General features: G+C 71.8%; 25 protein-coding genes. 12 read left to right on the plus strand and 13 right to left on the minus strand.

All coding sequences use genetic code 11. The features are described from left to right. The first annotated feature begins 126 nt into the window (after positions 1–126). Positions 127–603, plus strand: a complete 477-nt coding sequence (locus ACFVGW_RS27005) for a hypothetical protein (protein ID WP_385853759.1) — start codon at positions 127–129, stop codon at positions 601–603. A 290-nt stretch (positions 604–893) separates the two neighbouring features. After that, positions 894–1,163 (plus strand): chaplin, encoded by a 270-nt coding sequence (locus tag ACFVGW_RS27010; RefSeq protein ID WP_352191591.1) that lies wholly within the window; start codon positions 894–896, stop codon positions 1,161–1,163. Positions 1,164–1,218: 55 nt separating this feature from the next. Here the strand turns inward: ACFVGW_RS27010 and ACFVGW_RS27015 are convergent, their stop codons facing one another. Both ACFVGW_RS27015 and ACFVGW_RS27020 read right to left on the minus strand, forming a co-directional pair. Continuing rightward, positions 1,219–2,085: a tyrosinase family protein gene (locus tag ACFVGW_RS27015; protein WP_385853760.1), complete on the minus strand. Its 867-nt coding sequence runs from the start codon at positions 2,083–2,085 to the stop codon at positions 1,219–1,221. Then, entirely contained in the window at positions 2,069–2,497 is a 429-nt protein-coding gene (locus ACFVGW_RS27020) for a tyrosinase family oxidase copper chaperone (protein ID WP_385853761.1), read from the minus strand. Before ACFVGW_RS27020 ends, ACFVGW_RS27015 begins: the two co-directional genes overlap by 17 nt. A gap of 150 nt (positions 2,498–2,647) precedes the next feature. Between ACFVGW_RS27020 and ACFVGW_RS27025 the strand changes: the two genes are divergently transcribed. From ACFVGW_RS27025 to ACFVGW_RS27035, 3 genes are read left to right on the plus strand one after another with little or no spacing between them, the layout of a single operon-like run. Continuing rightward, complete coding sequence (locus ACFVGW_RS27025) at positions 2,648–3,151, plus strand: DUF5949 family protein (protein ID WP_352191588.1); 504 nt, start codon at positions 2,648–2,650, stop codon at positions 3,149–3,151. A 29-nt stretch (positions 3,152–3,180) separates the two neighbouring features. Beyond that, positions 3,181–3,828 (plus strand): vitamin K epoxide reductase family protein, encoded by a 648-nt coding sequence (locus ACFVGW_RS27030; protein ID WP_385853762.1) that lies wholly within the window; start codon positions 3,181–3,183, stop codon positions 3,826–3,828. Between the two features lies 1 nt (position 3,829). Beyond that, positions 3,830–4,822, plus strand: a complete 993-nt coding sequence (locus tag ACFVGW_RS27035; RefSeq protein ID WP_383225250.1) for a glycoside hydrolase family 26 protein — start codon at positions 3,830–3,832, stop codon at positions 4,820–4,822. A 3-nt stretch (positions 4,823–4,825) separates the two neighbouring features. Here the strand turns inward: ACFVGW_RS27035 and ACFVGW_RS27040 are convergent, their stop codons facing one another. Further along, positions 4,826–5,518, minus strand: a complete 693-nt coding sequence (locus tag ACFVGW_RS27040) for a hemolysin III family protein (RefSeq protein ID WP_385853763.1) — start codon at positions 5,516–5,518, stop codon at positions 4,826–4,828. Positions 5,519–5,714: 196 nt separating this feature from the next. On the opposite strand from ACFVGW_RS27040, the gene ACFVGW_RS27045 reads away from it, so the two are divergent. Further along, positions 5,715–7,541, plus strand: a complete 1,827-nt coding sequence (locus ACFVGW_RS27045) for a phosphoenolpyruvate carboxykinase (GTP) (RefSeq protein WP_352191584.1) — start codon at positions 5,715–5,717, stop codon at positions 7,539–7,541. A 193-nt stretch (positions 7,542–7,734) separates the two neighbouring features. Here the strand turns inward: ACFVGW_RS27045 and ACFVGW_RS27050 are convergent, their stop codons facing one another. Genes ACFVGW_RS27050 through ACFVGW_RS27065 form a run of 4 tightly spaced genes read right to left on the minus strand, consistent with a single transcriptional unit; the run spans position 7,735 to position 12,182 of the window. After that, complete coding sequence (locus tag ACFVGW_RS27050; RefSeq protein ID WP_385853764.1) at positions 7,735–8,328, minus strand: hypothetical protein; 594 nt, start codon at positions 8,326–8,328, stop codon at positions 7,735–7,737. After that, positions 8,315–9,889: a substrate-binding domain-containing protein gene (locus ACFVGW_RS27055; RefSeq protein ID WP_385853765.1), complete on the minus strand. Its 1,575-nt coding sequence runs from the start codon at positions 9,887–9,889 to the stop codon at positions 8,315–8,317. Before ACFVGW_RS27055 ends, ACFVGW_RS27050 begins: the two co-directional genes overlap by 14 nt. Next, a complete protein-coding gene (locus ACFVGW_RS27060) occupies positions 9,886–11,067 on the minus strand; it encodes a toxic anion resistance protein (RefSeq protein WP_385853766.1) in 1,182 nt (393 codons plus the stop codon). The genes ACFVGW_RS27055 and ACFVGW_RS27060 overlap by 4 nt, the downstream gene beginning before the upstream one ends. Then, positions 11,064–12,182, minus strand: coding sequence for a hypothetical protein (locus tag ACFVGW_RS27065; RefSeq protein WP_385853767.1), 1,119 nt, complete (start codon positions 12,180–12,182; stop codon positions 11,064–11,066). Before ACFVGW_RS27065 ends, ACFVGW_RS27060 begins: the two co-directional genes overlap by 4 nt. 109 nt (positions 12,183–12,291) lie before the next feature. On the opposite strand from ACFVGW_RS27065, the gene ACFVGW_RS27070 reads away from it, so the two are divergent. Further along, complete coding sequence (locus ACFVGW_RS27070; protein WP_385853768.1) at positions 12,292–12,714, plus strand: hypothetical protein; 423 nt, start codon at positions 12,292–12,294, stop codon at positions 12,712–12,714. A 65-nt stretch (positions 12,715–12,779) separates the two neighbouring features. On the opposite strand, the gene ACFVGW_RS27075 is transcribed toward ACFVGW_RS27070, so the two are convergent. The 3 genes from ACFVGW_RS27075 to ACFVGW_RS27085 form a co-directional block, all read right to left on the minus strand. Continuing rightward, on the minus strand, positions 12,780–13,172 hold the full coding sequence (locus tag ACFVGW_RS27075; protein ID WP_385853769.1) for a hypothetical protein: 393 nt from the start codon (positions 13,170–13,172) through the stop codon (positions 12,780–12,782). A 72-nt stretch (positions 13,173–13,244) separates the two neighbouring features. Then, a complete protein-coding gene (locus ACFVGW_RS27080; protein ID WP_352191581.1) occupies positions 13,245–14,456 on the minus strand; it encodes a pyridoxal phosphate-dependent aminotransferase in 1,212 nt (403 codons plus the stop codon). A 269-nt stretch (positions 14,457–14,725) separates the two neighbouring features. Further along, positions 14,726–15,067 carry a hypothetical protein gene (locus ACFVGW_RS27085; RefSeq protein ID WP_385853770.1) on the minus strand — a complete coding sequence of 114 codons (342 nt, stop codon included), beginning with the start codon at positions 15,065–15,067 and terminating at the stop codon, positions 14,726–14,728. A 165-nt stretch (positions 15,068–15,232) separates the two neighbouring features. Between ACFVGW_RS27085 and mptB the strand changes: the two genes are divergently transcribed. Further along, on the plus strand, positions 15,233–16,675 hold the full coding sequence (gene mptB, locus ACFVGW_RS27090) for a polyprenol phosphomannose-dependent alpha 1,6 mannosyltransferase MptB (protein WP_385853839.1): 1,443 nt from the start codon (positions 15,233–15,235) through the stop codon (positions 16,673–16,675). On the opposite strand, the gene ACFVGW_RS27095 is transcribed toward mptB, so the two are convergent. Together ACFVGW_RS27095 and ACFVGW_RS27100 are read right to left on the minus strand one after the other, a co-directional pair. Further along, positions 16,653–18,272 carry an amidohydrolase family protein gene (locus ACFVGW_RS27095; protein WP_385853771.1) on the minus strand — a complete coding sequence of 540 codons (1,620 nt, stop codon included), beginning with the start codon at positions 18,270–18,272 and terminating at the stop codon, positions 16,653–16,655. The genes mptB and ACFVGW_RS27095 overlap by 23 nt on opposite strands. A 14-nt stretch (positions 18,273–18,286) precedes the next feature. After that, complete coding sequence (locus tag ACFVGW_RS27100) at positions 18,287–19,570, minus strand: amino acid deaminase (protein ID WP_383291722.1); 1,284 nt, start codon at positions 19,568–19,570, stop codon at positions 18,287–18,289. A 183-nt stretch (positions 19,571–19,753) separates the two neighbouring features. Here ACFVGW_RS27100 and ACFVGW_RS27105 point away from each other — a divergent pair, with 183 nt between their 5' ends. The 4 genes from ACFVGW_RS27105 to ACFVGW_RS27120 all read left to right on the plus strand — a co-directional run bounded on the left by ACFVGW_RS27105 (position 19,754) and on the right by ACFVGW_RS27120 (position 23,544). Beyond that, complete coding sequence (locus tag ACFVGW_RS27105; protein ID WP_385853840.1) at positions 19,754–20,818, plus strand: sugar kinase; 1,065 nt, start codon at positions 19,754–19,756, stop codon at positions 20,816–20,818. After that, entirely contained in the window at positions 20,815–21,576 is a 762-nt protein-coding gene (locus tag ACFVGW_RS27110; RefSeq protein ID WP_352191577.1) for an IclR family transcriptional regulator, read from the plus strand. The genes ACFVGW_RS27105 and ACFVGW_RS27110 overlap by 4 nt, the downstream gene beginning before the upstream one ends. Beyond that, positions 21,573–21,983 (plus strand): RidA family protein, encoded by a 411-nt coding sequence (locus ACFVGW_RS27115; protein ID WP_352191576.1) that lies wholly within the window; start codon positions 21,573–21,575, stop codon positions 21,981–21,983. The genes ACFVGW_RS27110 and ACFVGW_RS27115 overlap by 4 nt, the downstream gene beginning before the upstream one ends. Before the next feature lie 94 nt (positions 21,984–22,077). Beyond that, positions 22,078–23,544, plus strand: coding sequence for a GntP family permease (locus tag ACFVGW_RS27120; RefSeq protein WP_385853772.1), 1,467 nt, complete (start codon positions 22,078–22,080; stop codon positions 23,542–23,544). Positions 23,545–23,606: 62 nt separating this feature from the next. Here ACFVGW_RS27120 and ACFVGW_RS27125 read toward each other — a convergent pair whose 3' ends face one another. Next, positions 23,607–24,944, minus strand: coding sequence for a M14 family metallopeptidase (locus tag ACFVGW_RS27125; RefSeq protein ID WP_383225281.1), 1,338 nt, complete (start codon positions 24,942–24,944; stop codon positions 23,607–23,609). Positions 24,945–24,959 lie beyond the last annotated feature (15 nt).

Below are 24,959 nucleotides of genomic sequence, written 5' to 3' on the forward strand. Positions count from 1 at the left end.
GGAATTTCGCGACGTTCCCTCCGACGGGCTCGTTCTCAGGGCGCAGTACCTCAGTAACGTCGACACTTGCTCTGAAGGGCCTACGCAGTCATGAATCTGCGCTCTCACGCCGGCATGGGAATCCTCATGACCGCTCTCGCCTCGGCGGCCATGGCCTCCCCCGCCGTCGCCGCCGACGCGCCGGTCGTCGTTCCGCTCCAGGGACTGGAGCCGGTGATCCCGATGGATGCCCCCACGGTCGCCAGCGGGGTCCCGCTTCCCGTGCCGGGAGGCCCCACCGGCTTCCAGGAGGGGCAGGCCGGCCTGCTTCCGGACGTGGCCCTGCCTCGGGTGCCGTTCACGAGCACGCTGCCGGAGACCGTCCTCGCCGCACAGCTCCCCGAGGTCATCGAGGGCAGCGAGCCGGGCAAGGCCCTCTTCACCACCCCGAGCTCGGAGATGGCGGCCGCCACCCCCGGTGCCACGGTCGGCAACCCGGTCGTCGCACCGCGCGGCGACCGGCTCGGGCTGCCGGATGTCGCGGTGCCGGAGGTCGGTGTCGTCGCTCCGATGCTGCGCGGAGCGCTGGACTCCCAGCTGGGTCTGGCGCAGCCGACGGCCTGACGGCGTTCGTTTGTACGACCAATGGCCCGGCGGGTGAAGGCACGATTCTTCCCCGCCACCCGAGGGGTCGTTGCTCGTTACAACGGAAGGCTGGTCGCATGGCCGTGGCCCGCAGATCCCGGGCCCGTTCCGTCGTATCCGACGGCGGGCGGACCCACCGGTTCTGCGGGCCTTCCCTCGCATTCGGTCCCGTCCGGCGTAATGCCCGTGACCCATGTGCCATTTCGGCGTTGAACGGGAATGTCGGCCGTGGTACTCGCGGTCGCCTTTCCACGTCCAAGGAGTTCTTGATGTCTCGCATCGCGAAGGCTGCCGCTGTTCTCGCCGGCACGGGTGCCGTTGCCCTCAGCGGAGCCGGCATGGCCGTCGCCGACTCGGGTGCCCACGGTGTCGCCGCCCACTCGCCCGGCGTCGGCTCGGGCAACGCCATCCAGGTCCCGGTCCACGTGCCGGTCAACCTGTGCGGCAACACCGTCACGGTCATCGGGCTGATCAACCCGGCGTTCGGCAACCAGTGCGCGAACGTCGACGGGAACGGCGACGGCGGCTACGGCGGCTGACGCTCCGCCCTCGTCATCGACGTCCCCCCGGCCGGTCGGCCGGGGGGACGTTCTGTCATGCGTACCGGTAGATCGCGCTGTGGTCGAGCATCGCGCCCGGGGTGACCCCCCAGGGGCCCATCTTCTCGTCGCGGGCCGCGATCCGCCGGTACTGGGACTCGCCCAGTTGCGGCGGGTGCGTCGGGAGGTACCCCGCCCGTGGGTTGCGCTGCTGCCAGCGGGACCACAGGAGGTCCACGAAGGAGTGGTGGAGCCAGAAGACCGGGTCGTTGACGGAGGCGCCGCCGAGCATCAGGCCGCCGACCCAGCGGTGCACACGGTTGTGGATGCGGAACCGTTCGTTGCCCCGGCCCGGGGCCCAGCCCTCCAGGGTGTTCCGGAACCCCGAGCGGCTCGTGGAGTTCCACGGCTCGACGTCGTACACGGTCTCCCGCATCACCGCGTCCAGCTGTGCCTTCGTGGGCAGCGTGACCGGGTCCTGGGGGCGGCCGAAGTCCCTGGTCAGGAAGCGGCCTTCGGTCATGCCGTGCTTCACCGCCCACCGTCCGCCCGCGTAGGCGAAGGGGCCGGTCATCACCTGGAGATCCGCGCGGCGCCCGTTGCCGCCCATGAAGTCCTCGCTCCAGAGCGAGGCGGCCGGGGTGTTGTCCCGGGTCCAGTCCCAGTACGGCACGGTGACGGTCGGGTCGATCCGGCGCAGCGCCCGCTCGAACTCCAGCAGGAACTTGCGGTGCCAGGGCAGGAAGCTGGGGGTCATGTGGGCCACGCGGAGGCGGTTGTCCCCGTCGGCGACGTAGTAGTCGATGTGCGTACGGACGAAGTCGTCGTACTTTCCGGACCGCTTCAGCTCCAGGACGGCGGCGACGAACTTCTTCCGCTCGGCGCTCGTCAGATCGCGCTGGTTCTTACGTGTGTAGGCCACGCGGGCTCCCTCCCTGGTGGACGCCGTGGGCGGCGGCGTAGCGGGTCAGCGGGGCGGATCCCAGCTCGTCCACGGCCGCGCGGGTGGCCGCCAGCGGAGTCGCATGGGACTCGTAGTGGTCGATGGGGGTGAGATAGCCGCCGTCGGCGCGGCGCATCAGATGGAGCGGCCGGCCGTCGACGAGGACCAGGGGCTCGCCCGGGGGGCCCGCCAGGCTCCGGATGCGGCGCCCGCGGTACATCTCGTCGAAGACTTCCCCGCGCTCCCCGGTCGGCTTCCCGGCGGTGTCGCCCGAGGCGCGGGGCGAGCCCTCGCGTGGTGTGGCGGCGATGCGGGCCAGGGCGCCGCCGGTGAAGGCGGCGACGGCCAGGGTGAAGAGGGACCGCAGAGCGACGCGGCGCGAGACGATCATGAGTGATCTCCAAACGGTCGGAGAATGCCCTCAGGGCACAACGATGGAAACCCGACTTCGTTGCGAGGGAAATGCCAGCGGGTGGAATGTCGGCCGATCGAGTGAATTCAGCGCGGGAAGGCGGCCGTTCGACCACTAGCATCCGGGTCCATGACTTCTCCCTCCGCCGTTTCCGCGGCGCGCAGTGACAATCCGCTGGGCACGCTCACCGTCGTTCCGTGGACCATCGGTCCGACCGACGACACCCCCGTCACTCCTTTCCTGATGGTGTATTCCCTCGGGGACGGCCGTGACGGTCCCGAGGCCGGCGAGGAGGCCATGCGGGCCGCCCTCGAAGGCATGGGCCTGCCGCTGGGGGACCGCGTCGTCGACGCCTCGGTGGAGCGTGCGACCGGCGCCCATCTGCTCGTCGAGGCCCAGCGGGCGGTGCTCACGCTGCCGTTCATGAAGGCGCAGTGCCCGGTGCCCGCCGAGTGGGAGGCGGCCGCCAAGGAGAACGGGCACGTCTACCTCATCTGTTCGGTGCGTCCCTGGCCCGACGCGGTGCCCGGCGAGGCGGTCACCGAGGAGCGGCTGAAGGGCTTCGTCACCGACGACCAGGTGGTCGCCGCCGCCGGACACCTCCTGCTGCCGGTCCGGCGCCTGCAGGGCTGAGCGGAGAGCGGCGGAGAGGGGGTGGCGGCATGGCGACGGTGAACGTACGCGGCGGGGTCCCGGGACAGCGGCAGGAGGAGTCCCCGACGGAGAGCGCCGGGACGATCGGCGCGAGCCGGGCCCTCGGGCTGCTGCTTGTGATCACCGGGGCGGCCGGGGTGCTGGCCGGCTGGGTCATCACGATCGACAAGTTCAAGCTCCTGGAGGACCCGAACTTCCAGCCGGGCTGCAGCCTCAACCCGGTCGTGTCCTGCGGCAACATCATGAAGAGCGAGCAGGCGGCGGTGTTCGGCTTCCCGAACCCGATGCTCGGTCTCGTGACGTACGGGATGGTCGTCGCGATCGGCGCCGGTCTGCTCGCCGGGGCCCGCTACCGGGGCTGGTTCTGGCTCGGCCTGAACGCCGGGATGCTGTTCGGCGTCGGGTTCTGCACCTGGCTGATGCAGCAGTCGCTGTACGAGATCAACGCGCTCTGCCTGTGGTGCTGCCTGGCCTGGACCGCGACGCTCGTCATGTTCTGGTACGTGACCTCGCACAACGTCCGTACGGGCGTGCTGCCGGCGCCCGCCGCCGTGAAGGGCTTCTTCGAGGAGTTCACCTTCGCTCTGCCGGTGCTGCACATCGGAATCATCGGGATGCTGATCCTGACCCGGTGGTGGGACTTCTGGACCAGCTGACGTGACCCTCCCCTCCTGGCCGCGGGCCGCACTGACCGTGCTGCTCGCGGCCGTTCTCGCGTTCGTCCTGCTGCCGGCCGGCCGGCTCGCGCCGGGGGTCCGCGTGCCCGCTCCCGTACCGGGGCGGCCGGACGTGCCGTCCGGGTTCTTCACCGGCTCCGACGCGACCGGGGTGCGGCGGATCGCCGAGGTGCAGCGCTGGCTCGGCGGCGCGGACCTGACCGTCGGGCACACCTACCTGCCGGGCGACCGCTGGTCCAACATCGAGGGGCACCCCGCGCTCTTCGAGCCCTGGGCGCGCTGGAAGGAGGAGGGGCCGGGCCGGCTCTTCGTCCTGAACGTGCCGCTGCTCGACCGCAGCGAGGAGGGGCTGCCGGACGGGGAGGTCCGTCAGGGACTGCGCAGCGGGGCGGCGGGCGCGTACGACGGGCACTTCCGGACCCTGGGGGAGCGGCTGGTGGCGCACCGGCTCTCCGACGCCGTCCTCGTCCTCGGCTGGGAGATGAACGGCACCACCTACAGCCATCGCTGCGGGCCGGACCCCGAGGCCTGGAAGGCCTACTGGAAGCGGGTGGTGGGCGTGCTGCGGGACGTGCCGGGGCAGCGGTTCCGCTTCGACTTCACCGCGAGCCGGGGGCGGGACGCCGTCGAGTGGCCGCGGTGCTACCCGGGCGACGCGTACGTCGACATCATCGGGCTCGACGCGTACGACCAGCCCGAGGGGGTCGGCTTCGAGGAGCAGGTGACCGAGGAGTTCGGCCTCGCGCACCATGTGCGGTTCGCGGCGGCGCACGGCAAGCCCGTCTCGTACCCGGAGTGGGGGCTCTTCCGCAACGGGGACAATCCGGTCTACGTGCGGGGGATGCTCGACTGGTTCGCGCGGTACCGGCCCGTCTACCAGACCTTCACGGACTACTGCCCGCACGGGGTGTACGGGTGCGCGGACAATCCGGCGTCGGGCGAGGTGGTCAGGGGCGCGCTGGGCGCGCCCTGAGGTTCACGCGTTGTAGGCGACCAGGGAGATGCCGACGTAGTGGACGATGAAGGCCGCGAGGGTGAAGGAGTGGAAGACCTCGTGGAAGCCGAACCAGCGCGGGGACGGGTTCGGGCGCTTCATGCCGTAGACGACCCCGCCCGCGCTGTAGAGCACGCCGCCGACGATCACCAGGACGAGGACGGCGATGCCGCCGGTCCGCATGAAGTCGGGCAGGAAGAAGACGGCGGCCCAGCCCATCGCGATGTAGCAGGGCGTGTACAGCCAGCGAGGGGCGCCGACCCAGAAGACCCGGAAGGCGATGCCCGCGACGGCGGCGACCCAGACCGCCCACATGAGCGGCCGGCCGGTGGAGTCGGGGAGCAGGAGCAGGGTCAGCGGGGTGTAGGTGCCCGCGATGATCAGGAAGATGTTGGCGTGGTCCAGGCGCCGCAGGACGGCCTCGCCGCGCGGACCCCAGTTGCCTCGGTGGTAGAGCGCGCTGATGCCGAAGAGCAGGCAGGCGGTGAGGACGTAGATCCCGCAGGCGATCCGCGCGCGCGGCGAGTCGGAGAACGCGACGAGGGTGAGGCCCGCGATGACGACCGCGGGGAACATGCCCGCGTGCAGCCAGCCCCTGAGCCGTGGCTTCAGTGCGTGCGACAGGTGGGACGAGGTGGGCTCTGTCCGGGTCACGTCCGGCACGGCAGAAGTCATGAGCCGAATGCTACCTACGCACCCGTAGGTCCCGGAAAGGAGTGGCGATGCTCACGTGTGCGGCCCTCTGGACATATGGGCGCATGCATCGGATGATCAAATGAGTGTGGTCGGCACCGGATGAGCAGCTACGACGCATCCGGGTCGCAGCCCCCACGGGGCAGACATCTTCAAAACCCCTCATCAAGGAGCAATCGTGGCGCGCGACAACGCGGCTCCCACCACCGCCGTCCCCACCCAGCACCAGGAACTGGTCGCCTGGGTGAACGAGATCGCCGAGATCACGCAGCCGGACAGCATCGTCTGGTGCGACGGATCCGAGGCCGAGTACGAGCGCCTGTGCGAGGAGCTCGTCGCCAAGGGCACGTTCAAGAAGCTCGACCCCACGCTGCGCCCGAACTCCTACTACGCCGCCTCCGACCCGTCCGACGTCGCGCGTGTCGAGGACCGGACCTTCATCTGCTCCGAGAAGGAGGAGGACGCGGGCCCGACCAACCACTGGAAGGCCCCGGCGGAGATGAAGGAGATCTTCGCGGGCGAGAAGGGGATCTTCCGCGGCTCGATGAAGGGCCGCACCCTGTACGTCGTGCCCTTCTGCATGGGCCCGGTCGGCTCCCCGCTCTCCGCCATCGGCGTCGAGATCACCGACTCCGCGTACGTCGCCGCCTCCATGCGCACCATGACCCGCATGGGGCAGGCCGTCCTCGACGAGCTCGGCACCGACGGCTTCTTCGTCAAGGCCGTCCACACCCTCGGCGCCCCGCTCGCGGAGGGCGAGGAGGACGTGCCGTGGCCGTGCAACTCCACCAAGTACATCTCGCACTTCCCCGAGACCCGTGAGATCTGGTCGTACGGCTCCGGCTACGGCGGCAACGCCCTCCTCGGCAAGAAGTGCTACGCGCTGCGTATCGCCTCCGTCATGGCGCGTGACGAGGGCTGGCTGGCCGAGCACATGCTCGTCCTGAAGCTCACCCCGCCGCAGGGCGAGTCGAAGTACGTCGCCGCCGCGTTCCCGTCCGCCTGCGGCAAGACCAACCTCGCCATGCTGGAGCCCACGATCTCCGGCTGGACGGTCGAGACCATCGGCGACGACATCGCCTGGATGCGCTTCGGCGAGGACGGCCGCCTCTACGCGATCAACCCCGAGGCCGGCTTCTTCGGCGTCGCGCCCGGCACCGGCGAGCACACCAACGCCAACGCCATGAAGACCCTGTGGGGCAACTCCGTCTTCACCAACGTCGCGCTCACCGACGACGGCGACGTCTGGTGGGAGGGCATGACCGAGAAGGCGCCCGCCCACCTCACCGACTGGAAGGGCAACGACTGGACGCCGGAGTCCGAGACCCCGGCCGCCCACCCGAACGCCCGCTTCACCGTCCCCGCCGGGCAGTGCCCGACCATCGCCCCGGAGTGGGAGGACCCGAAGGGCGTGCCGATCTCGGCGATCCTCTTCGGTGGCCGCCGCGCCTCCGCCGTCCCGCTGGTCACCGAGTCCTTCACCTGGCAGCACGGTGTCTTCCTCGGCGCGAACGTCGCCTCCGAGAAGACCGCCGCCGCCGAGGGCAAGGTCGGCGAGCTGCGCCGCGACCCGTTCGCCATGCTGCCGTTCTGCGGCTACAACATGGGCGACTACATGGCGCACTGGATCAAGGTCGGCGCGAACGCGGACCAGTCCAAGCTGCCGAAGATCTACTACGTGAACTGGTTCCGCAAGAACGAGGCCGGCAAGTTCGTCTGGCCCGGCTTCGGCGAGAACAGCCGCGTCCTGAAGTGGATCGTGGAGCGTCTGGAGGGCAGGGCCGAGGGCGTCGAGACCCCGATCGGCATCCTCCCGACCGCCGACGCGCTCGACACCGAGGGCCTGGACCTGCCCGCGGAGGACCTGGAGTTCCTGCTCAAGGTCGACCGCGACGTGTGGCGCGAGGAGGCCTCCCTGGTCCCCGAGCACCTCAACACCTTCGGCGACCACACGCCGAAGGAGCTGTGGGACGAGTACCGCGCGCTGGTCGAGCGCCTGGGCTGATCCCCGTACCCCCGAGGTACCACCGAAAGACTCGTGGCGAGTCGCCCCGAACACCGCCCTGACCAGTGGGGTCACGAACGGCTCGCTGCGACGCACACCGGCCCCCGGAGCCCCCTCACGGCTCCGGGGGCCGGTGCATTCCCGCCTCGGCGCAGCGGCCGGCCGGACCGGCCCGCCGCGGAGACGTGCCGGGTCAGGACTTTCCGCGCTCCTCCAGATAGCGCGTGTGCGTCTGCTGCCGGATCGCCTCCGCGTCCTGGAGGGCCGCCGCGATCGCCGCCGCCTCCTCGTGGAGCGCGGCCAGCTGGCGTTCGAGATGGCGCTCGGGCGGCTCGGAGCCCGGCACGACCCGGTCCCACCACCGGGTCCGTACGAAGGTGTCCACGGCCTCCGGGATGTCCTGGCGCACCGCCCTGGCCAGTACGTGCAGCTGCTCGGGGTCGCTGACCCAGCCCGGCGCGAGGAGCGCTTCGACCAGCTCGTCCAGCTCGGTGAGGCGGCCTGCCGCCGCGGGAGGCACCTCCACCTCGCTCAGGTACTCCCGCAGCCTCGCGAAGTCCGTCCGCAGGGCGTCGAGCTGTTCGGCCGCGTTCGGGAACGCCGGTGCGGGCGGCCGCTCGGGCGGCGCGATCAGCGCGCCGGCGGCGTACAGGCCCACGACGACCAGCGGCCACAGCGAGCCGGCCGCGCCGGTGAACGCGAGGGCGAGTCCCACGATGCCGCAGGCGCTGCCGGTGAGGTTCTTGCGGGACTCCAGGAACCGCAGGACCGGATTACTGGTAGCCACGGATCTCCTCGAAGGCTCCGTCCAGCGAGCCCTTCGTCGCGTCGAAGAGCCGGCCGCCGGTGAGGGTCGCGATGTGGTCGAGCTCGGCGCGGTCGGAGTCCCCGAAGGCGATCGGGAAGACCGGCGTCCGCTGCCGGGCGGGCGACTGGTTCCGGTAGAAGGCGTCGAACGCGCCGGCCGGGTCGCCGTCGGTGTTCTCGCCGTCCGTCATCAGCACGATCGATGTGAAGGCGTCGCCGTCGGCGGAGCTGCCGAGCCGTGAGTACGCCTCCTCCAGGCTGGAGTAGACCGCCGTGCCGCCCGAGGCGGTGAGCCCGTTCGCCTGCGCGCGCATGGCCTCGATGGCCCGGTCCGGGGAGGCCGGGTCGACCGTGTACGTACGGACCTCGTTCTGCTTCACCGACGAGCCGAAGGGCATCAGGGTGACCGTCTCGCGGTCCCGGAAGTCCCCGGTCAGTTCGGCCAGCGCCGACCTCAGGCGGGTGAGCCGGTCGCCCGCCATCGATCCGGAGGTGTCGAGGACGTAGACCGTGCGGGAAGGACGGCGGAGCTTGTTCTCGTACGCGTCGAGCAGCCCGTCGGCGACGGCGCGGCTGCCGGGGAAGGGCAGCTCGCGCCGCTGGTCGGAGGTGAGCGGCCCGGCGAGCTCCACCCCGGGGACGACCGGGCGGCGCAGGGTCCGGTCGGTGATCATCCGCTGGGCGGCCGGGGTGCGCAGATGTGCGGTCAGGCTCGCGGCCGCCTGCTTCGCGTCGGCGCTCGCGGAGGTGAGGAGGGTGAAGGGGTAGTCGGCGGTGACGACCCCGTCGGCGGGCCGGACGACCGTCAGTTTCTCGGGCGAATTGAGCAGCACCGACTCGTAGTTGATCAGCGCGTCGACGTCCGTGCGGCGGGACCAGGCGGTCGCCAGCCAGCCGGAGGAGCCCGAGGTCAGCTTCTGGCCGCCGAAGAACTCCTTCAGCTTCGGCGTGGCCGCGGCCACGTCCTTCCCGGTGAGTGCGGACTGGGCGCCGGAGAGACCGGAGGCGATGGAGATCAGGGCGGAGAAGCCCGAGTTGGACCGGGCCGGGTCCGTCATGCCGTAACCGAGCTTCTTGTCGGCGACGGCCTGGTGGATCTGCGACCAGGTCACCGCGGCGGGGTCCCAGCCGAGGCGGCTCACGGCGGCCGGACGGATGCCGAGCGCGACCGGAGAGGTCATGATCGGCGTCTCGCCGGTGATCTTCTTCGCGGTGTCCGGGCGTAGCCGCAGGTAGTCGTTGGAGGAGAGCCAGACCGCGTCGTACGACTTCTCCGCGTCACCGGACGCGATCCGCTCGACGGCGTCGAGCGTGCCCGCGTACGTGGGCCTGACCGTCACTCCGGTCGCCTTCCGGGCCTCTTCGAGGACCGGCTCCATGTCGGCCAGCTCGGAGGAGGCGAGGACGCGCAGCGTACGGGGAGAGGCGGCGCCGTCGTCCCCCGTACCGCCCGCGTCCGTGCCGTCGGCGGTGCAGGCGGCCACGGTCAGGGTGGCCAGAAGAGCGAGGGCGGCCGAGGCGCGGCGGCGTAGGGATCTCATTCGAGGCCGCCTTCCAGGGCGCTCGTGCGGCGGGTACGGGCCAGATGGGAACCGGCCGACTGCAGTTCGGCGGTCAGGGACTCGACCGTCGCCGCCATCGACTCGGTCGCCTGCACCTTGTACGTGTCGATCGCGTCGAGCGTCCGGTAGATCTGCTGGAACGCCGAGCGCAGCGTCTCCGCGCCCACCGCCGGGTCCGCCGCGATGCGCTGGATCTCGCCGCTCTGGGTGGACAGCATCTCCGCGTTCCCGCGGATCAGGTCCTCGGTCGTCGAGCGGAGCACATCGACCTGCTCGGCCACCTTGCGCTGGTTCTCCAGCGCGGAGGAGAGCATCACCGCGATCCGCAGCGCCGAGACCGTGGTCGTCGCCGCCCGCTCGACGCCCTTGATCAGCTCGTCGTTGTTCCGCCGGACCACGTCCATCGCCAGGTACCCCTGGGCGCAGACGGCGAGCTGGGTCAGCAGGTCCTGGTGCTTCTGGCGGACGGGGAAGAGCACGTCCGAGCGGAGGGCGTCCGCCGCGGCCGGGTCCGGGGTCAGGGCGATCCGCTCCTCGACGGCCCCGTCGAGGGCCTCGGTGAGCACCGCGTACTCCTGGAGCTTGCCCATGGTCTCCCAGAGCCGCGCCCGTTCGGTCTGCAACGCCGCGTTGTCGCGGCGCAGCTCGTCCTGGCCGCCGCGCAGCGCGCCCACGATCCTGGTCAACGTCCCCTGCGAGGAGGCGTACCGGGCGACGTGGTCGCGCAGCCTGTTGCCGCCCGGCAGCTTGGAGAGGAACCGGCGCGCCCCCTTGCCGGGCGTGTCACGCGGGTCGAGGTCCTCCACCGTGCGGCGCAGCTCGACGAGCGAGGTGCCGACCCGGGCCTGGGCGTCGCCGCCGCCCTCACCGAGCGACCGGACCGTCCGGTCGAGCATCCGGTTCGACTGGGCGGCCGCGCTGCGCATCTCGCCCGCACCGAGCGCGGCGATCTCCCCGATACGGCCCGCGAACTCGGGCGAGCGGGCGTCGAGCCCGGCGAGCGAGTCGACGTACTCGACCGCGCGCCGGCTCATCTCCGTGCGGACGGACTCGTCCAGCGGGACCAGGCCCGAGGCCTGCTCGGTACGGACCGGGGGCACCGGCTCCGGCGGGGTGAGGATCAGTTGCGCGGTGGCAGGGTCGTTGGGCGTGGTCATGCGGAGTCCCCCTGGTTGCGGGCCCGCCGCGCCATCTCGTGCAGCACCTCGCTGGTGGGCACGGGCGCCTGGCGGACCCCGGTCAGTGTCTGGTTGAGGCGGTCCCCGAGGCCGGCCGTGGCGGCCGTGAACTCGGCGGCGGCGCCCTGCGGGCGGAAGCCGTGACGTACGGCGAGCTTGCGCAACTCCGGATCGGAGGTGAGGAGTTCACCGAGCGCCCGGCCGTTCTCGGAGAGCGGTACGACCGTGTGGTCGCTGATCACCGTGGTGTCCGGGTAGAGCACCACGAGATCGCCCATCTGCTGCTTCGCCATGAGCGGGGCGGCCACCTGGGACTCGTACACGAGCACCAGCGGGTTGCCGACGCCGCTGACGAAGTCCCGGAAGGGCGCGTCGGAGCTCGACTGCTGGGCGCCCTGGACACCGATCAGCTTCCGCAGCAGCGGTGCCGTACGGTCCACGGCCGCCTTGTCGCCGGCGACCTTGCCCCCGTCGGCGACGTAGCCGGCCGCGGCGAGGTAGAGGGCGCCGGAGCTGGAGGCGACGGGGTCGGTCGAGGTGACGAAGACCGTGCCGCTCAGCTCCGGGTGCGCGCTCGCGCCCTTGAGCTGCTGCCAGGTCCTGTCCGCCTGCGCGGCCTTCAGATAGGGGTCCATGAGCAGGGTGCCCGTCTGGCCCCCGGAGCCCAGCTGTGCCAGACCGTTGTCGGCGAGGACCTCGGCGGCGGCGCGATGGGCGACGACGACCAGCGGCGAGTAGAAGGGCCGCAGTGCGGCACCCTTCACGCCCGCCTTGGAACGCAGCTCGTCGGCGGGCGCCTTGGAGGACGGGAACGCGAAGTCGTAGCCCGTGAGGGGCAGCTCCTCCATGTCCCAGGACCCCGAGGTCTCCGTACGTACCGTGAAGCCCTTGTCGGCCAGGGCCTTCACGACCTCGGAGTCGGCGAAGAACTCCGCCTTCTCCGACCCGATCACTCCTCGCACGGTCTTCGTTGCCGTGCCCTTGTCCTTGTCGCCGCCCGCCACGAGGACGACGGCCACGCCGCCCAGGAGCAGGACGGCCAGGACGATTCCCAGGATGCGTCTCACGAGGGCAGGCTGCTCACGGAAGCCCACATTCCAGGGGGAGTTGGGTGGACGGGGGGTGAAGTGGTGATCCCGGTACAGAACCGGAGCACGAGGACCCGCCGTGTACGGTGATCGCCTCCGGGGAGGGGGTGGCGGCATGCCGCGATGGGTGATCGTGCTGCTGGTGGTCGTGGGGGCGTCGGTCGTGCTGGCGCCGGTCGGTCTGCTGGTCGGGTTCATGTACGTCTACGGGGAGAACCACGCGGACATGCGGGACCCCGTGGAAGACGTGTCGGTGGCGCGGTGCGCGGTGGACCCGGTGACGCGGCGGCCGGTCGCCGAGCTGACGGTCACCAGCCAGGCGGCCCGCGCGGGCACGTACCACCTGATGATCGACTTCCAGGATCGGGACGGCCGGTTCGTCGAGACGGTCAGGCCGGCCGTCGAGGATCTGGCGCCGGGGGCGACGGGGCGGGCCGCCGCCGTGGGCAGATGGCCGTACGGGGGCGGCGAGCTGCGGTGCGTGGTGATGGAGGCGCGGTTCGCGTCGACAGAGCCCGTGGGGACCGCCTCGCCGTAGCGGGCCCTGTCAGGGGGTGTGTGGCACCCGGGCCGTGCGCCTCCCCGGCACGCGGCCCGGGGCCGTCAGGGGGTGCTGACCAGCTCGGACGCGGTCAGCGCCGCGGTGTGCGCGTCCATGCGCTCGGCGGCGAGGATCGCGGCGGCCGTGTCGGCCCTGGAGGCGGCGACGACGAGGGCACGGCCGGCGAGGGCGTGGGCGCGCCGGTGCAGCGACGGGGCGTCCGAACCGCTCAGTCCCGCGTGCCGGGCCGGCGGCGCGCCGCGCAGCCGCGCCACCTGCCGGGCGATGAGGTCACCGGCCGCCGTGTCGCCCAGCTCGTCCGTGACGGCGAGGAGGGCGGCGAGGTGACCGGCGAGCTGGATGTCCAGCTCCTCCTCGCGGGAGCGGTGCGGGTACGCGTCCTGGTCGTCGTCGGCCATCCGGTGGACCGACTTCGTGCGGATCGGTTCGTACATGGGACGGCCTCCTGAGGTATCTCTGGATCCATCCTAGCTTGGATTCAATCTAAAGTTGAGCGTGGTCCGGGTTCAGTGCTGGCTGTAGCCGTCCAGGAAGGTGCCGATCCGGGTCACCGCGTCCGCCAGGTCCTTGGCGTTCGGCAGCGTCACGATCCGGAAGTGGTCCGGCTCGTGCCAGTTGAAGCCCGTCCCGTGGACCACCATGATCTTCTCGGCCCGCAGCAGGTCGAGGACCATCCGCCGGTCGTCCTTGACCTTGTAGACGCTCGGGTCGAGCCGCGGGAAGAGGTACAGGGCGCCCTTCGGCTTCACACAGGTCACGCCCGGGATCTGCGTCAGCAGGTCGTACGCCACGTCGCGCTGCTCCAGGAGCCGCCCGCCCGGCAGCACCAGGTCCTCGATCGACTGCCGGCCCTGCAGGGCGGCGGCCACCGCGTGCTGCGCCGGCATGTTGGCGCACAGCCGCATGTTGGCGAGGATCGTGAGGCCCTCGATGTACGAGGTGGCATGGGCCTTGGGGCCGCAGACCGCGAGCCAGCCGGACCGGAAACCGGCCACCCGGTAGTTCTTGCTCATCCCGTTGAACGTCAGGACGAGGAGGTCCGGGGCGATGGCGGCGGTCGGGGTGTGCGTGGTGCCGTCGTAGAGGATCTTGTCGTAGATCTCGTCCGAACAGACGACCAGGTTGTGGCGCCGGGCGATCTCCGTGAGCGAGCGGAGCATCTCGTCGTCGTAGACGGCGCCCGTCGGGTTGTTCGGGTTGATGATCACGATCGCCTTGGTGCGGTCGGTGATCTTCCGCTCGATGTCGGCGAGGTCCGGCATCCAGTCCGACTGCTCGTCGCACCGGTAGTGCACGGCCGTACCGCCGGCCAGCGACACCGAGGCGGTCCACAGCGGATAGTCCGGGGCGGGGACGAGGACCTCGTCGCCGTCGTCGAGCAGCGCCTGCATCGACATCTGGATCAGCTCGGAGACGCCGTTGCCGAGATAGATGTCCTCGACGGAGAGCGGGATGCCCTTGGTCTCGTAGTGGCTCATCACCGCGCGGCGGGCGGCGAGCAGGCCCTTGGCGTCGCCGTAGCCGTGCGCGTCGGCGAGGTTGCGCAGCACGTCCTCGAGGATCGCCGGCGGGCACTCGAAGCCGAAGGCGGCCGGGTTTCCGGTGTTGAGCTTGAGGATGCGATGACCCGCGGCCTCAAGCCGCATCGCCTCTTCGAGCACCGGACCCCGGATTTCGTAACAGACGTTGGCGAGCTTCGTGGACTGGATCACCTGCATGTCGAGAGCTTACGGGGGTGTGGCGCGGGACGCCTCGTGTTTTGGGACACGTCGGGCAGAACGGAGCACGGCCCGCGGGCGGGGAGGCGCGCTTTGGGGCCGTGCTCCCCGGCGGTGTCAGGGCGGGTGTCCGGGCGGTTGCGCGGGCGGGTGTCCGGGCGGGTGCCCGGGAGGCGACCTGGGGCCGTTCCGCCCGCTGCGCGCTCCGTAGAATGCGCGCCCATGAGCCACCAGCGCGACCGAGCCGCAGATGCCCCAGGCCGACGCCGTCATGCCACGAAGCGGCGGACCCCCGGCCCGCGCCGACTGCTGGCGGGCGCCGGTGTCGTCGGCGTCGGGCTGCTGGTCGCGGTCGTCTCCGGGGCGTTCCGGTCGGGCCAGCAGACCGGCGGTGCGCCCACGGGCGACGACGGCCGGCCGGGGATGCCGTCGCTGATCCAGGCCGATCCGTCCGGCGACGGCGAGGCGGACGGGACCGGTACGCAGGCGCCGTCCTCGTCCGATGCGCCCCGGTCCGCGTCCGCGTCCGCGTCACCGTCGGCGTCCTCGACGGCGGCGGCTTCGGCGTCCGTGCGGGCGAGCACCTCCGCCACGGCGGCGGCTTCGCCCACCGCGACCGGGGGTTCCGGGAGCGACGGTCCCGGGAAGTCGGGCTCGGCCCCCGGGCAGACGAAGCGCCCCAGGTGAGGCCGGCGGCCGTGGCGTGGTGGAGCCGCGCCGGGAGCCGTGGGACGAGCGGTCCGTGGAGCCGTGGGTCGAGCGGTCCGTGGAGCCGTCTGTGGAGCGCCGCCGGGTGCCGGTGGCTGGGGGCGCTCGGCGCGCTGGCCGTCACCGTGGGCGGCTACGCCGCAGGGACGCTCCCGGCACGTGAGCCGTGGGGGGTGTGGGCCCCGCGGGGGTCCGCGCCGACCCTGGCCGGCGCCCTCCTCGCGTACCTCGGCCTGACCCTGCTCGTCGTGGCGTGGTGGCGGTACGGGGTACTCCTGGCCCGTGGCGTACGGGACGCGCGGGAGCGGGTCCTCGGCACGCTCGCGTGGTGGACCGCGCCGCTGGTGCTCGCGCCTCCGCTGTACAGCGCCGACGTCTACAGCTACATCGCGCAGGGCGCCATGGTCCTGGAGGGATACGACGTGTACGGGGCGGGGCCGTCGGTCCTCGGCCCCGGCGACCTCGGGGCGGACGCGGCGGCGAGCGTCGGCGGGCACTGGACGGACACCCCGGCCCCGTACGGCCCGGTCTTCCTCGTCCTGGCCCAGGCGGTCGTCAAGCTGACCGGCGGCGAGATCGTGCCGGCCGTGATCGGCATGCGACTGATCGCGCTCGGCGCGCTCCTGCTCGTCGTCCGGGCCGTCCGGGGGCTGGGCGGTGACGGTGGGGCGCTGTGGCTGGCCGCGCTCAACCCGCTGCTCCTCATCCACGTCGTCGGCGGGATGCACAACGACGGGCTGATGATCGGACTCATGCTCGGCGGAGCCCTGCTGGCGGTACGCGGCCGGTGGGTGCTCGGCTGTGTGCTCGTCGGACTCGCGATGATGATCAAGTCGCCGGCGGCGGTCGCACTGCTCTTCATCGGCGTGACGATCGCGCGGCGGGACGGCGGCGCCCGGGGCGTGGCGAAGGGACTCGTCCTGCCGGGGCTCGTGGCGGGCGCGGTCGCCGTGGGTGCGACGGTGGCGGCCGGGACCGGGTTCGGCTGGCTGCGCACCCAGAGCGTCGCCGGGGCGATCCACACCGCGCTGTCGCTGACCAGCGACGTGGGGCTCGGGCTCGGACTGCTCCTCGCGGACGACCCGGACCCGGTGAAGGGCGTGGTCCAGAAGCTCGGGCTGCTGGCGGCGGTGGCGGTCATCCTGACGCTCGCGTGGCGGGCGTGGCGGGGGCGGATCGACCCGGTCCTGGGTCTCGGACTCTCGCTCGTGGCGCTGGTCGCGCTCTCGCCGATGGTGCAGCCGTGGTACCTGCTGTGGGGAGTGTGCGTGGTGGCGGCGACACCGGCCCGGCGCACCCGGGCCGGACAGCTGCTCGCCGTCCTGTCGGCGGCGCTCGTGTACGAGACGGCACCGTCGGGCTCCACGCCCTGGTACGGGTTCGTGGCGGCCGGGACGGTGCTGGTGCTGGGGCTCCTGTGGATGCGGCGCGCTCCGTGGACCCGGCCCGCCCCGGCCGCGGACAGGGCCGCGGCCGGGCCCACGGGAGTCATCCCACCGGCGTCCGTCTGATCGCCCGGCCTGCGACGACGTCCGTGCGCCTGCCGTCCTCCATCACGAACCGGCCGTCGATCAGGACGTGCGGGATGCCCACCGGGAGGGTGCGGGGAACGTCGTACGTCGAGCCCGCCGCGACCGTCTGCGGGTCGAAGAGGACCAGGTCCGCGACGTAACCCTCGCGGACCAGGCCCCGGTCGGGGAGGCGGAGGCGGGCCGCGGGGCGGGACGTCAGGTGGGCCACGCACTCCTCCAGCGAGAGGACGCCCTCGTCCCGTGCGTACTTCCCCAGGTACTCCGGGAACGTCCCGTACGCCCGCGGGTGCGGCTTGGAGCCCTGGAGGATGCCGTCCGAGCCGCCGGTGTGGACCCGGTGGCGCATGATCGCCCGGACGTTCTCCTCGTGGCCGACGTGCTGGAGGATCGTCGAACCGAGCCGGTCCTCGACGAGCAGGCGCCGGGCCGTGGTCCACGGGGCCTCGCCGCGCGCCTCGGCGGACTCCAGGACCGTCCTGCCGACGTAGGACGACAGCGCGGGGTCGCCCACCCCGGAGATCTCGATCGTGTCCCACTCGATCGGCACCCCGTGGCAGCCGTCCGAGCCCAGCTCCTCCAGGTGGTGGCGGACGCGCTCCGAGGTCTCCGCGTCCCGGAGCCGCGCCAGCGTCGCCTCCGGGCCGCCCTCGCCCGCCCAGCTCGGCAGCATCGCCACGAGGGTCGTGCAGCCCGGCGTGTACGGGTAGGTGTCCAGCGAGATGTCGGAGCCGCCCGCGAGCGCCTCGTCCAGCAGGGCCAGCAGATCGGGCGCCCTGCCCTTGTTCACGCCGAAGTTCATCGTCGCGTGCGCCAGGTGCAGCGCGCAGCCCGCGTCCCGGGTGAGGGCGACCATCTCCTCGTACGCCTGGAGCGCACCGGCGCCGTACGAGCGGTGGTGGGGGCAGTAGTAGCCGCCGTACTCCGCCACGACCTTGCAGAGCTCGGTGAGCTCGGCGTCCTTCGCGTACATCCCCGGGGTGTAGGTCAGGCCGGAGGACAGGCCCACCGCGCCCTGCTCCAGGCCCTCCGCGACGAGCTGCCGCATCCGGTTCAGCTCGGCCTCGGTCGCCGGGCGGTCGTCCCAGCCGACGGCGTACATCCGGACCGTGCCCTGCGGGATCAGGTAGGCGGCGTTCACCGCGATGCCCCGGTCCAGGCGGTCCAGGTACTCGCCGACCGTGCGCCAGTCGAAGTCGACGGACGTGTCCCCGGGCGCGCCGCCGTTCCACCCCGCGATCGAGCGGCGGACCTCCGCCAGCGTGCGGTCGTCGACCGGCGCGTACGACAGCCCGTCCTGTCCCAGGACTTCGAGGGTGACGCCCTGCGCGGCCTTCGCGGTGTGCTCGGGGTCGCGCAGCAGCGCGAGGTCGCTGTGGGCGTGCATGTCGATGAAGCCGGGGGACAGGGCGAGGCCCTCGGCGTCCAGGACGCGCCGGGCGGTCGGGCGCTGGCAGCCGGCCGCCGCGGCCTCCTTGACGACGGCGGCGATCCGGCCGTTCTCGACGGCGACGTCGGCGCGGTACGAGTCCCCGCCCGAGCCGTCGATGACGTCCACGTCGCGGATGACGAGGTCCATGGTGACCGGCTCCTCTAGAAGAAGGTGCGGATGTAGTCGACGACCGTGCCGTCCGCCTCGACCAGCGGGATCAGCTGCCACTTGTCGAAGGACGTACAGGGGTGGGAGAGGCCCATGCCCAGCCAGTCGCCCACCTCGATCTCGGCGCCCGGCTCCGTCCGTACCCAGCCGTGCTGGTCGGAGAGGCCGGTGACCGCGATGCCGTCGGCGGGGCGGACCGCGCCCGTGCGGGCGTCGCGGACGACCTGCGCCTCGGGGAGGTGCAGGTCGTACGCGGCGTCGCGCTTCCCGGCGTTGGTGAACGCCTGCTCGGGCGTCGGGCGGGAGACGACCTGCGCCCAGAGCCGGAACGCGGGCTGCAGCTCCCCCTCCTCGGGGACCCGGTTGAAGGGGGTGAGCGTGCGGTAGTGGCCGGAGTCGTGCGAGACGTACGCCCCCGAGCGGAGCAGCTTCAGTACGGGGAGGGAGAGTCCGGGGATCTCGGCGAAGACGTCGGCGACCGCGTCGAACCAGGCGCTGCCTCCCGCGCTGACCACGATCTCCTCGATCTCCGGGGAGAAGCGGCCCGCCTTGTCGAACTCCGCGGCGAGGGCGGTCAGCCGGCGCAGCCAGGCGTGGACGCGGTCGGCGTCCGCCCGCGGGACCTCGCCCTCGTACCCGGCGACACCGACCAGGCGCAGGGTCGTGGTGGTGGCGACGGCGTCGGCGACGGCGGTGCAGTCGGCCTCCGTACGGGCTCCGGTACGGGCTCCCTCGCCGGCGCCGAGCTCGACGACGACGTCCACGGGGCGGCGGGCACCGGCCTCGGTGAGTGCCGCGTCCATGAGCTCGACCCCGCGGACGGAGTCGACGTAACAGACGAAGCGGAAGCCGGGGTCCTCGTCGAGTTCGGAGGCCAGCCAGCGCAGGGCGGGCGCGTCGACGAGCTCGTTGGCGAGGAAGATCCGGGCGATGCCGTGCGCGCGGTAGACGCGGGCCTGGTGCGGGACGGCGGCAGTGATGCCCCAGGCGCCGTGCTCCAGCTGGCGGTCGAAGAGCTGCGGCGCCATCGAGGTCTTGCCGTGCGGGGCGAAGGCGAGACCGTGGCGCTCGGAGTACGTCTCCAGGAGGCGCAGGTTGTGCTCGACGGACTCGGCGGAGAGGGCGAGGACGGGCGTGGTGAAACCGCCTGTGAAGAGGTTGCGGCGCTGGGCGGCCAGCTCGCCGACGGTCAGGCCCTCGGCGTCCGGGGGCAGGGCCTTGAAGCGGTGGTCGACACGCTCGTTGGCCAGCTGAGGGGTGGGCCGGTCGGCGGGCATGAGTTCCTCCTCGTCGAGGTGTTGCATCATATGCAACGGTCATTGCGCATATCGCTTACGGCTGTCTAACATCCGGGCCAACGCCGGGTCAATGGACCCGTATGACCGACGAGGAGTCCGCACGTGACCGGAGCCCCGCCCGTGGACGCGCCGCCCGTGGACGTCGTCTGCCTCGGCGAGTCCATGGTCACCTTTCTGCCCTCCCGGCCGGGCCGCCTCGCCGACGCCCCCTCGTTCGCCCGCACCATAGGCGGCGCCGAGTCCAACGTGGCCTGCGCGCTGGCCGCGGCGGGCCACCGGGCGAAGTGGGTGAGCCGGGTCGGCGCGGACGGCTTCGGCGACCACCTGGTCGAGGCGATCGGGGCCTACGGGGTCGACGTGTCGGCGGTGGGCCGGGACGCCGTACGGCCGACCGGGATCTACTTCCGTACGGCCACGGACCGGGCGACCGCAGGACACGAGGTCGCGTACTACCGGACCGGGTCGGCGGCGTCCGCGATGTCGCCCGCGACGGTCCCGTACGACTCCGTCGGCGACGGGCGGGTGCTCCATCTCTCGGGCATCACGGCCGCGCTGTCCCCGGACTGCCTGGAACTGATGCGCGAGCTGACCACGGCGCGGGCCGGGCGGCCGCTGGTGTCGTTCGACGTCAACTTCCGCACCGGCCTGTGGCGCGACGCCGCGACCGGTGGCCGGGTGCTCCTCGAACTCGCGCGAGGCGCGGATCTGGTGTTCGTGGGGGAGGACGAGGCGGAGGAGGCCTGGGGGGTGAGCGGTCCGGAAGCGATCCGTGAGGCGTTGCCGGAGCCCGGGGTGCTGGTCGTGAAGCGGGGTGCGGCGGGCGCGGTGGTCTTCGAGCGCGCCGCGCGTTCCCCGCACGGCGGCCCCCACGCGCCCGCCTCCGAGACCGCCGTCCCCGCCCCCGGCGTCGACACCGTCCCCGCTCCCGGCGTCGACATCGTCACCGCCGTCCCCGCCCCCCGCGTCGACGTCGTCGCCCCCGTCGGCGCCGGCGACGCCTTCGCCGCGGGGTTCCTCTCCGGGACCCTCCGCGGCCTCGACGCCACGGCCCGGATCAGGCACGGCCACCTCATGGCGGCCGCCGCGCTCACCGTCCCCGGAGACCTCGGCGAGCCCGCCCGTACCGAAGACGCCGACCGTCTCGTCGCACTCGACGACGAGAGCTGGGGGAGACTGCACCTCGCCCCCGGCTGGACCGGGGAGGACCAGGAGGTACGTACGCCATGAGCCAGACCGTCGACCGCGCGCTCAGCATCCTGCCGCTGCTCGCCCAGGGTCCCGCCGACCTCGGGCAGGTCGCCGACCGGCTCGGGGTGCACAAGTCCACCGCGCTCCGGCTGCTGCGCACCCTGCACGAACACGGACTGGTCTACCGCCAGCAGGACCAGCGCTACCGCCTCGGCGCCCGCCTCTTCGCCCTCGCGCAGGAGGCCGTCGAGAACCTCGACATCCGGGAGATCGCGCACCCCCACCTCACCGCACTCAACGAGCAGATCGGACACACCGTCCACCTCGCCGTGTACGAGGAGAGCGAGGTCCTCTACATCGACAAGGTCGAGAGCCGCTACCCCGTCCGGATGTACTCCCGCATCGGCAAGCCCGTCGCGATCACCGTCGCCGCCGTCGCCAAACTGCTGCTCGCCGACCTCCCCGAGACCGAGCGGCGCACCGTCGCCGCCAAGCTCGACTACCCCATGTACACGCCCCGTTCGACCCCCAACGCCGCCGCGTTCCTCAAGGAGCTGGCGACCGTACGCGAACAGGGCTGGGCCACCGACCTCGGCGGCCACGAGGAGTCCATCAACTGCGTCGGCGCCCCCATCCGCGGCGCCGACGGCCGTGTCGCCGCCGCCATGTCGGTCTCGGCACCCAATGTGGTCGTGACGGCCGAGGAACTCCTCACCCTGCTCCCGCTGGTGCGCCGCACCGCCGACGCCATCAGCCGGGACTACTCAGGCAACACCCCTACCAAGGACCGGACATGACCGAGAAGACCGCGCTCACCCCCGCCACCCACACGGCCCCGCCCGCGAAGTTCTCGCACGGCGTCAAGAAGGGCAACATCCTCCAGGTCGCCGGCCAGGTCGGCTTCCTGCCCGCCGAGGAGGGCAAGCCGCCCACGCCCGCCGGGCCGACGCTGCGCGAGCAGACCCTCCAGACCTTCGCCAACGTCAAGGCGATCCTGGAGGAGGGCGGCGCGAGCTGGGACGACGTGATGATGATGCGCGTCTACCTCACCGACGTCGACCACTTCGCCGAGATGAACGAGATCTACAACGCGTACTTCGAGGAGCAGGGCCTCAAGGCGCCCGCCTCGGCGCGTACGACGGTCTACGTCGGCCTCCCCAAGGGCCTCCTCATCGAGATCGACGCCCTCGCGGTCCTCGGCTGACCGGACTGATCTTCCTGAAACCGCCGCTCCACGGCACGGCGTCCGCCCCGGGACGCCGTGCCGCGCTCCCCCCTACCCAAAAACGAGGTCCCCCTTGCTGCTCGCCGCCGCGCCCCCCGCCGCCGAGACCCCGCCCCACACCGGCGGCCTTCTGCTGCTGATACCGGGCACCGCCGGACTGCTCACCGTCGCCGCCCTCGGCATCGCCCTCCTCCTCTTCCTGATCATCAAGGTCAGGCTGCAGCCGTTCGTCGCGCTGCTCGCCGTCTCCATCAGCGTCGGTCTCGCCGCGGGCCTCTCCGTCACCGAACTCTTCGGCACCGTCCAGAAGTCCGCCGCGACCTCCGTCATCGAGACCGGCATGGGCGGCATCCTCGGCCACGTCGCGATCATCATCGGCCTCGGCACCATGCTGGGCGCGATCCTCGAGGTCTCCGGCGGCGCCGAGGTGCTCTCCTCCCGCCTGCTCGGCCTCTTCGGCGAGAAGCGCGCACCGCTCGCGATGGGCCTCACCGGACTGATCTTCGGCATCCCGGTCTTCTTCGACGTCGGCATCTTCGTCCTCGCGCCGATCGTCTACGCGGCCGCCAAGCGGTCCGGAAAATCGATCCTGCTCTACTGCATGCCGCTCCTCGCGGGTCTCTCCATGACCCACGCCTTCCTGCCGCCGCACCCCGGCCCCGTCGCCGCCGCGGGCATGCTCCACGTCTCGCTCGGCTGGGTCATCCTCATGGGCGTCGTCGTCGGCGTCCCCGCCGTCCTCGCCGCCTGGGCCTACGCCGCCTGGATCGGCAGGCGCATCTTCGTCGAGGTCCCGCAGGACATGGTCGAGGCCGCGGAGGACGCCAAGGCCCAGGTCGCCGCCGAGCGCAAAACCGGCGCCTCCGAGGCGCCCGTCTCCCTCGCCACCGTGCTCCTCATCATCGGCACGCCCCTGGTCCTCATCCTCGCCGCGACGTTCTCCTCCATCGCCCTGGACGAGTCGACGGCCCGCTCCGTGATCGAGTTCTTCGGCAACCCCTTCGTCGCCCTGACGATCGCGCTCCTCCTCGCGTACTACCTGCTGGGCATCCGGCGCGGCTGGTCCCGCAAGTCCCTGGAGCAGGTGTCCACCTCCTCGCTGAAGCCGGTGGGCAACATCCTGCTGGTGGTCGGCGCCGGCGGTGTCTTCGGCGCGGTCCTGAAGGCGAGCGGTGTCGCGCAGGCGCTCTCCGACACCTTCAACGACGTCGGCCTGCCGGTGATCGTCCTCGCCTACCTGATCTCGCTCGTCCTGCGGGTCGCGCAGGGTTCGGCGACCGTCGCCATCGTGACCACGGCAGGCATCGTCCTGCCGCTGGTCGAGGGCGGCGACCACTCGCAGGCGTTCCTCGCCCTGGTCATCATGGCCATCTCGGCGGGCTCGATCTTCGCCTCGCACGTCAACGACGGCGGCTTCTGGATCGTGAGCAAGTACTTCGGCATCTCCGAGCGCGACACCCTGAAGTCGTGGACCGTCCTGGAGTCGGTCCTCTCCCTGGCGGGCTTCGCCGTCGCCGCCGCCCTGAGCCTGGCGGTCTAGCCGGGTCCCGGCACGGCGAGGGGCGCCCCGGAGGCCCGGGGCGCCCCTGTCCGTGCGTCAGGTCAGGCGGTGCAGTACTGCGAGGCCTTGCCGATCGAGCGGTACATGCAGTCCGCGTTCTCCAGGAGCTGGAGGACGGCGTCCCTGTTACGGCTCGTCTCGCGTTCGATCACCTCGTCGGGCGGGTAGAAGCCGCCGTTCCAGGACGAGGCCGGGTACATCTCGAAGGTGTAGCCGAAGATCTTGTGCGAGCCCCAGAGGTAGTCGTCGATCGACCCGTCCGTGATGTAGAGGTCGCTGGACTGCTCGGGGGTGTAGCCGTTGCTGGCCGCCATCTTCTGGCCGACGGTCGCGAACGCGTCGCGGTCGTCCTGGGTCATGCCCGGCGCGGTGTTCGCGGTGGTCCAGCCGAAGGGCCAGAGCACCAGTTCGCTGTACGTGTGGAAGTCGATCGCCGCCCTGATCTGCTGCTTGCCGCCCACCACGCGCGAGCGGACGAAGTCGGCGACGACCTTCACCTCGGGGGCCGACTCGGGGGCCGCGCCCCGGTAGGTCTCGGAGCTCTTGGAGCCGGAGGAGCCGCCGCAGCAGCCCCACTTGTAGTCCCAGTTCCGGTTCATGTCCGTACCGACGTAGGACGAGCCGGAGTTGGGCTGCCGGTTCTTGCGCCAGCTGCGGTAGGAGCCGGAGGCGATGTCGTACTCGCCGCCGTCCGGGTTGAGGTCCGGCACGATCCAGATCTCGCGGCTGTTCACCAGATTGGTGACGCGGGTGTCGGAGCCGTAGCCCGCGCCCAGCTCGCGCAGCAGGTAGAGCGCCATCTCGACGGTCAGGTGCTCGCGGGCGTGCTGGTGGTGGGTGAAGAGGACCTCGGGCTCGGCCTCGTCCGTGCCGACGTTGTCGCTGATCTTGACGGCGACGATGTCCCGGCCCTGGTACGTCTTCCCGATGACCCGCTTGTTCATGATGTTCGGGTACTGGGCGAGGCGCTGGTCGATCTCCGCGTTCATCTCGGCGAAGTTGTGGTACTTCGCGTCGGCGGAGGGGAAGTCGAAGGGCTTGGCGGCCAGCCCCTTGACCGACCGGTCCGGCGGCGCGGGCAGCGCCTCGGGGCGGTGGCCGAGCGCCCGGAGCTTGCGCAGCTGGGCGGTGTTGGCGCTGACGACGACGCTGTGGTCGTCGGCCTCGTCGATCGAGACGCCGGTCGCGGCGAGCGCGGTGCGTTCGGCGACCGTGGACGGGCCGTGGATCTCGTACTGGCGGATGACCTCCTCGGCGGCGGGGGTCGGCTCCGAGTCGGCTCCGGCCTGGTACGCGCCGGCGGAGAGCGGCGCCGCCAGGGCGAGCGCCAGAAGGGCCGCGAGGGTCGCGGACCTTCTTCCGCGGGTTCGAAGTCGCATGCTGTCTCCTGGGTG

The sequence above is a fragment of the Streptomyces sp. NPDC127129 genome, assembly GCF_042671585.1.
GTDB lineage: Bacteria > Actinomycetota > Actinomycetes > Streptomycetales > Streptomycetaceae > Streptomyces.

What these genes read in the sequence shown, in the direction of transcription:
- ACFVGW_RS27005 (WP_385853759.1), top strand. Translation starts at nt 127, where the DNA reads ATGACCGCTCTCGCCTCGGCGGCCATGGCCTCCCCCGCCGTCGCCGCC.
- ACFVGW_RS27010 (WP_352191591.1), top strand. Translation starts at nt 894, where the DNA reads ATGTCTCGCATCGCGAAGGCTGCCGCTGTTCTCGCCGGCACGGGTGCC.
- ACFVGW_RS27020 (WP_385853761.1), bottom strand. Translation starts at nt 2,497, where the DNA reads ATGATCGTCTCGCGCCGCGTCGCTCTGCGGTCCCTCTTCACCCTGGCC.
- ACFVGW_RS27025 (WP_352191588.1), top strand. Translation starts at nt 2,648, where the DNA reads ATGACTTCTCCCTCCGCCGTTTCCGCGGCGCGCAGTGACAATCCGCTG.
- ACFVGW_RS27030 (WP_385853762.1), top strand. Translation starts at nt 3,181, where the DNA reads ATGGCGACGGTGAACGTACGCGGCGGGGTCCCGGGACAGCGGCAGGAG.
- ACFVGW_RS27040 (WP_385853763.1), bottom strand. Translation starts at nt 5,518, where the DNA reads ATGACTTCTGCCGTGCCGGACGTGACCCGGACAGAGCCCACCTCGTCC.
- ACFVGW_RS27055 (WP_385853765.1), bottom strand. Translation starts at nt 9,889, where the DNA reads ATGAGATCCCTACGCCGCCGCGCCTCGGCCGCCCTCGCTCTTCTGGCC.
- ACFVGW_RS27060 (WP_385853766.1), bottom strand. Translation starts at nt 11,067, where the DNA reads ATGACCACGCCCAACGACCCTGCCACCGCGCAACTGATCCTCACCCCG.
- ACFVGW_RS27070 (WP_385853768.1), top strand. Translation starts at nt 12,292, where the DNA reads ATGCCGCGATGGGTGATCGTGCTGCTGGTGGTCGTGGGGGCGTCGGTC.
- ACFVGW_RS27075 (WP_385853769.1), bottom strand. Translation starts at nt 13,172, where the DNA reads ATGTACGAACCGATCCGCACGAAGTCGGTCCACCGGATGGCCGACGAC.
- ACFVGW_RS27080 (WP_352191581.1), bottom strand. Translation starts at nt 14,456, where the DNA reads ATGCAGGTGATCCAGTCCACGAAGCTCGCCAACGTCTGTTACGAAATC.
- ACFVGW_RS27095 (WP_385853771.1), bottom strand. Translation starts at nt 18,272, where the DNA reads ATGGACCTCGTCATCCGCGACGTGGACGTCATCGACGGCTCGGGCGGG.
- ACFVGW_RS27100 (WP_383291722.1), bottom strand. Translation starts at nt 19,570, where the DNA reads ATGCCCGCCGACCGGCCCACCCCTCAGCTGGCCAACGAGCGTGTCGAC.
- ACFVGW_RS27105 (WP_385853840.1), top strand. Translation starts at nt 19,754, where the DNA reads ATGGTCACCTTTCTGCCCTCCCGGCCGGGCCGCCTCGCCGACGCCCCC.
- ACFVGW_RS27110 (WP_352191577.1), top strand. Translation starts at nt 20,815, where the DNA reads ATGAGCCAGACCGTCGACCGCGCGCTCAGCATCCTGCCGCTGCTCGCC.
- ACFVGW_RS27115 (WP_352191576.1), top strand. Translation starts at nt 21,573, where the DNA reads ATGACCGAGAAGACCGCGCTCACCCCCGCCACCCACACGGCCCCGCCC.
- ACFVGW_RS27125 (WP_383225281.1), bottom strand. Translation starts at nt 24,944, where the DNA reads ATGCGACTTCGAACCCGCGGAAGAAGGTCCGCGACCCTCGCGGCCCTT.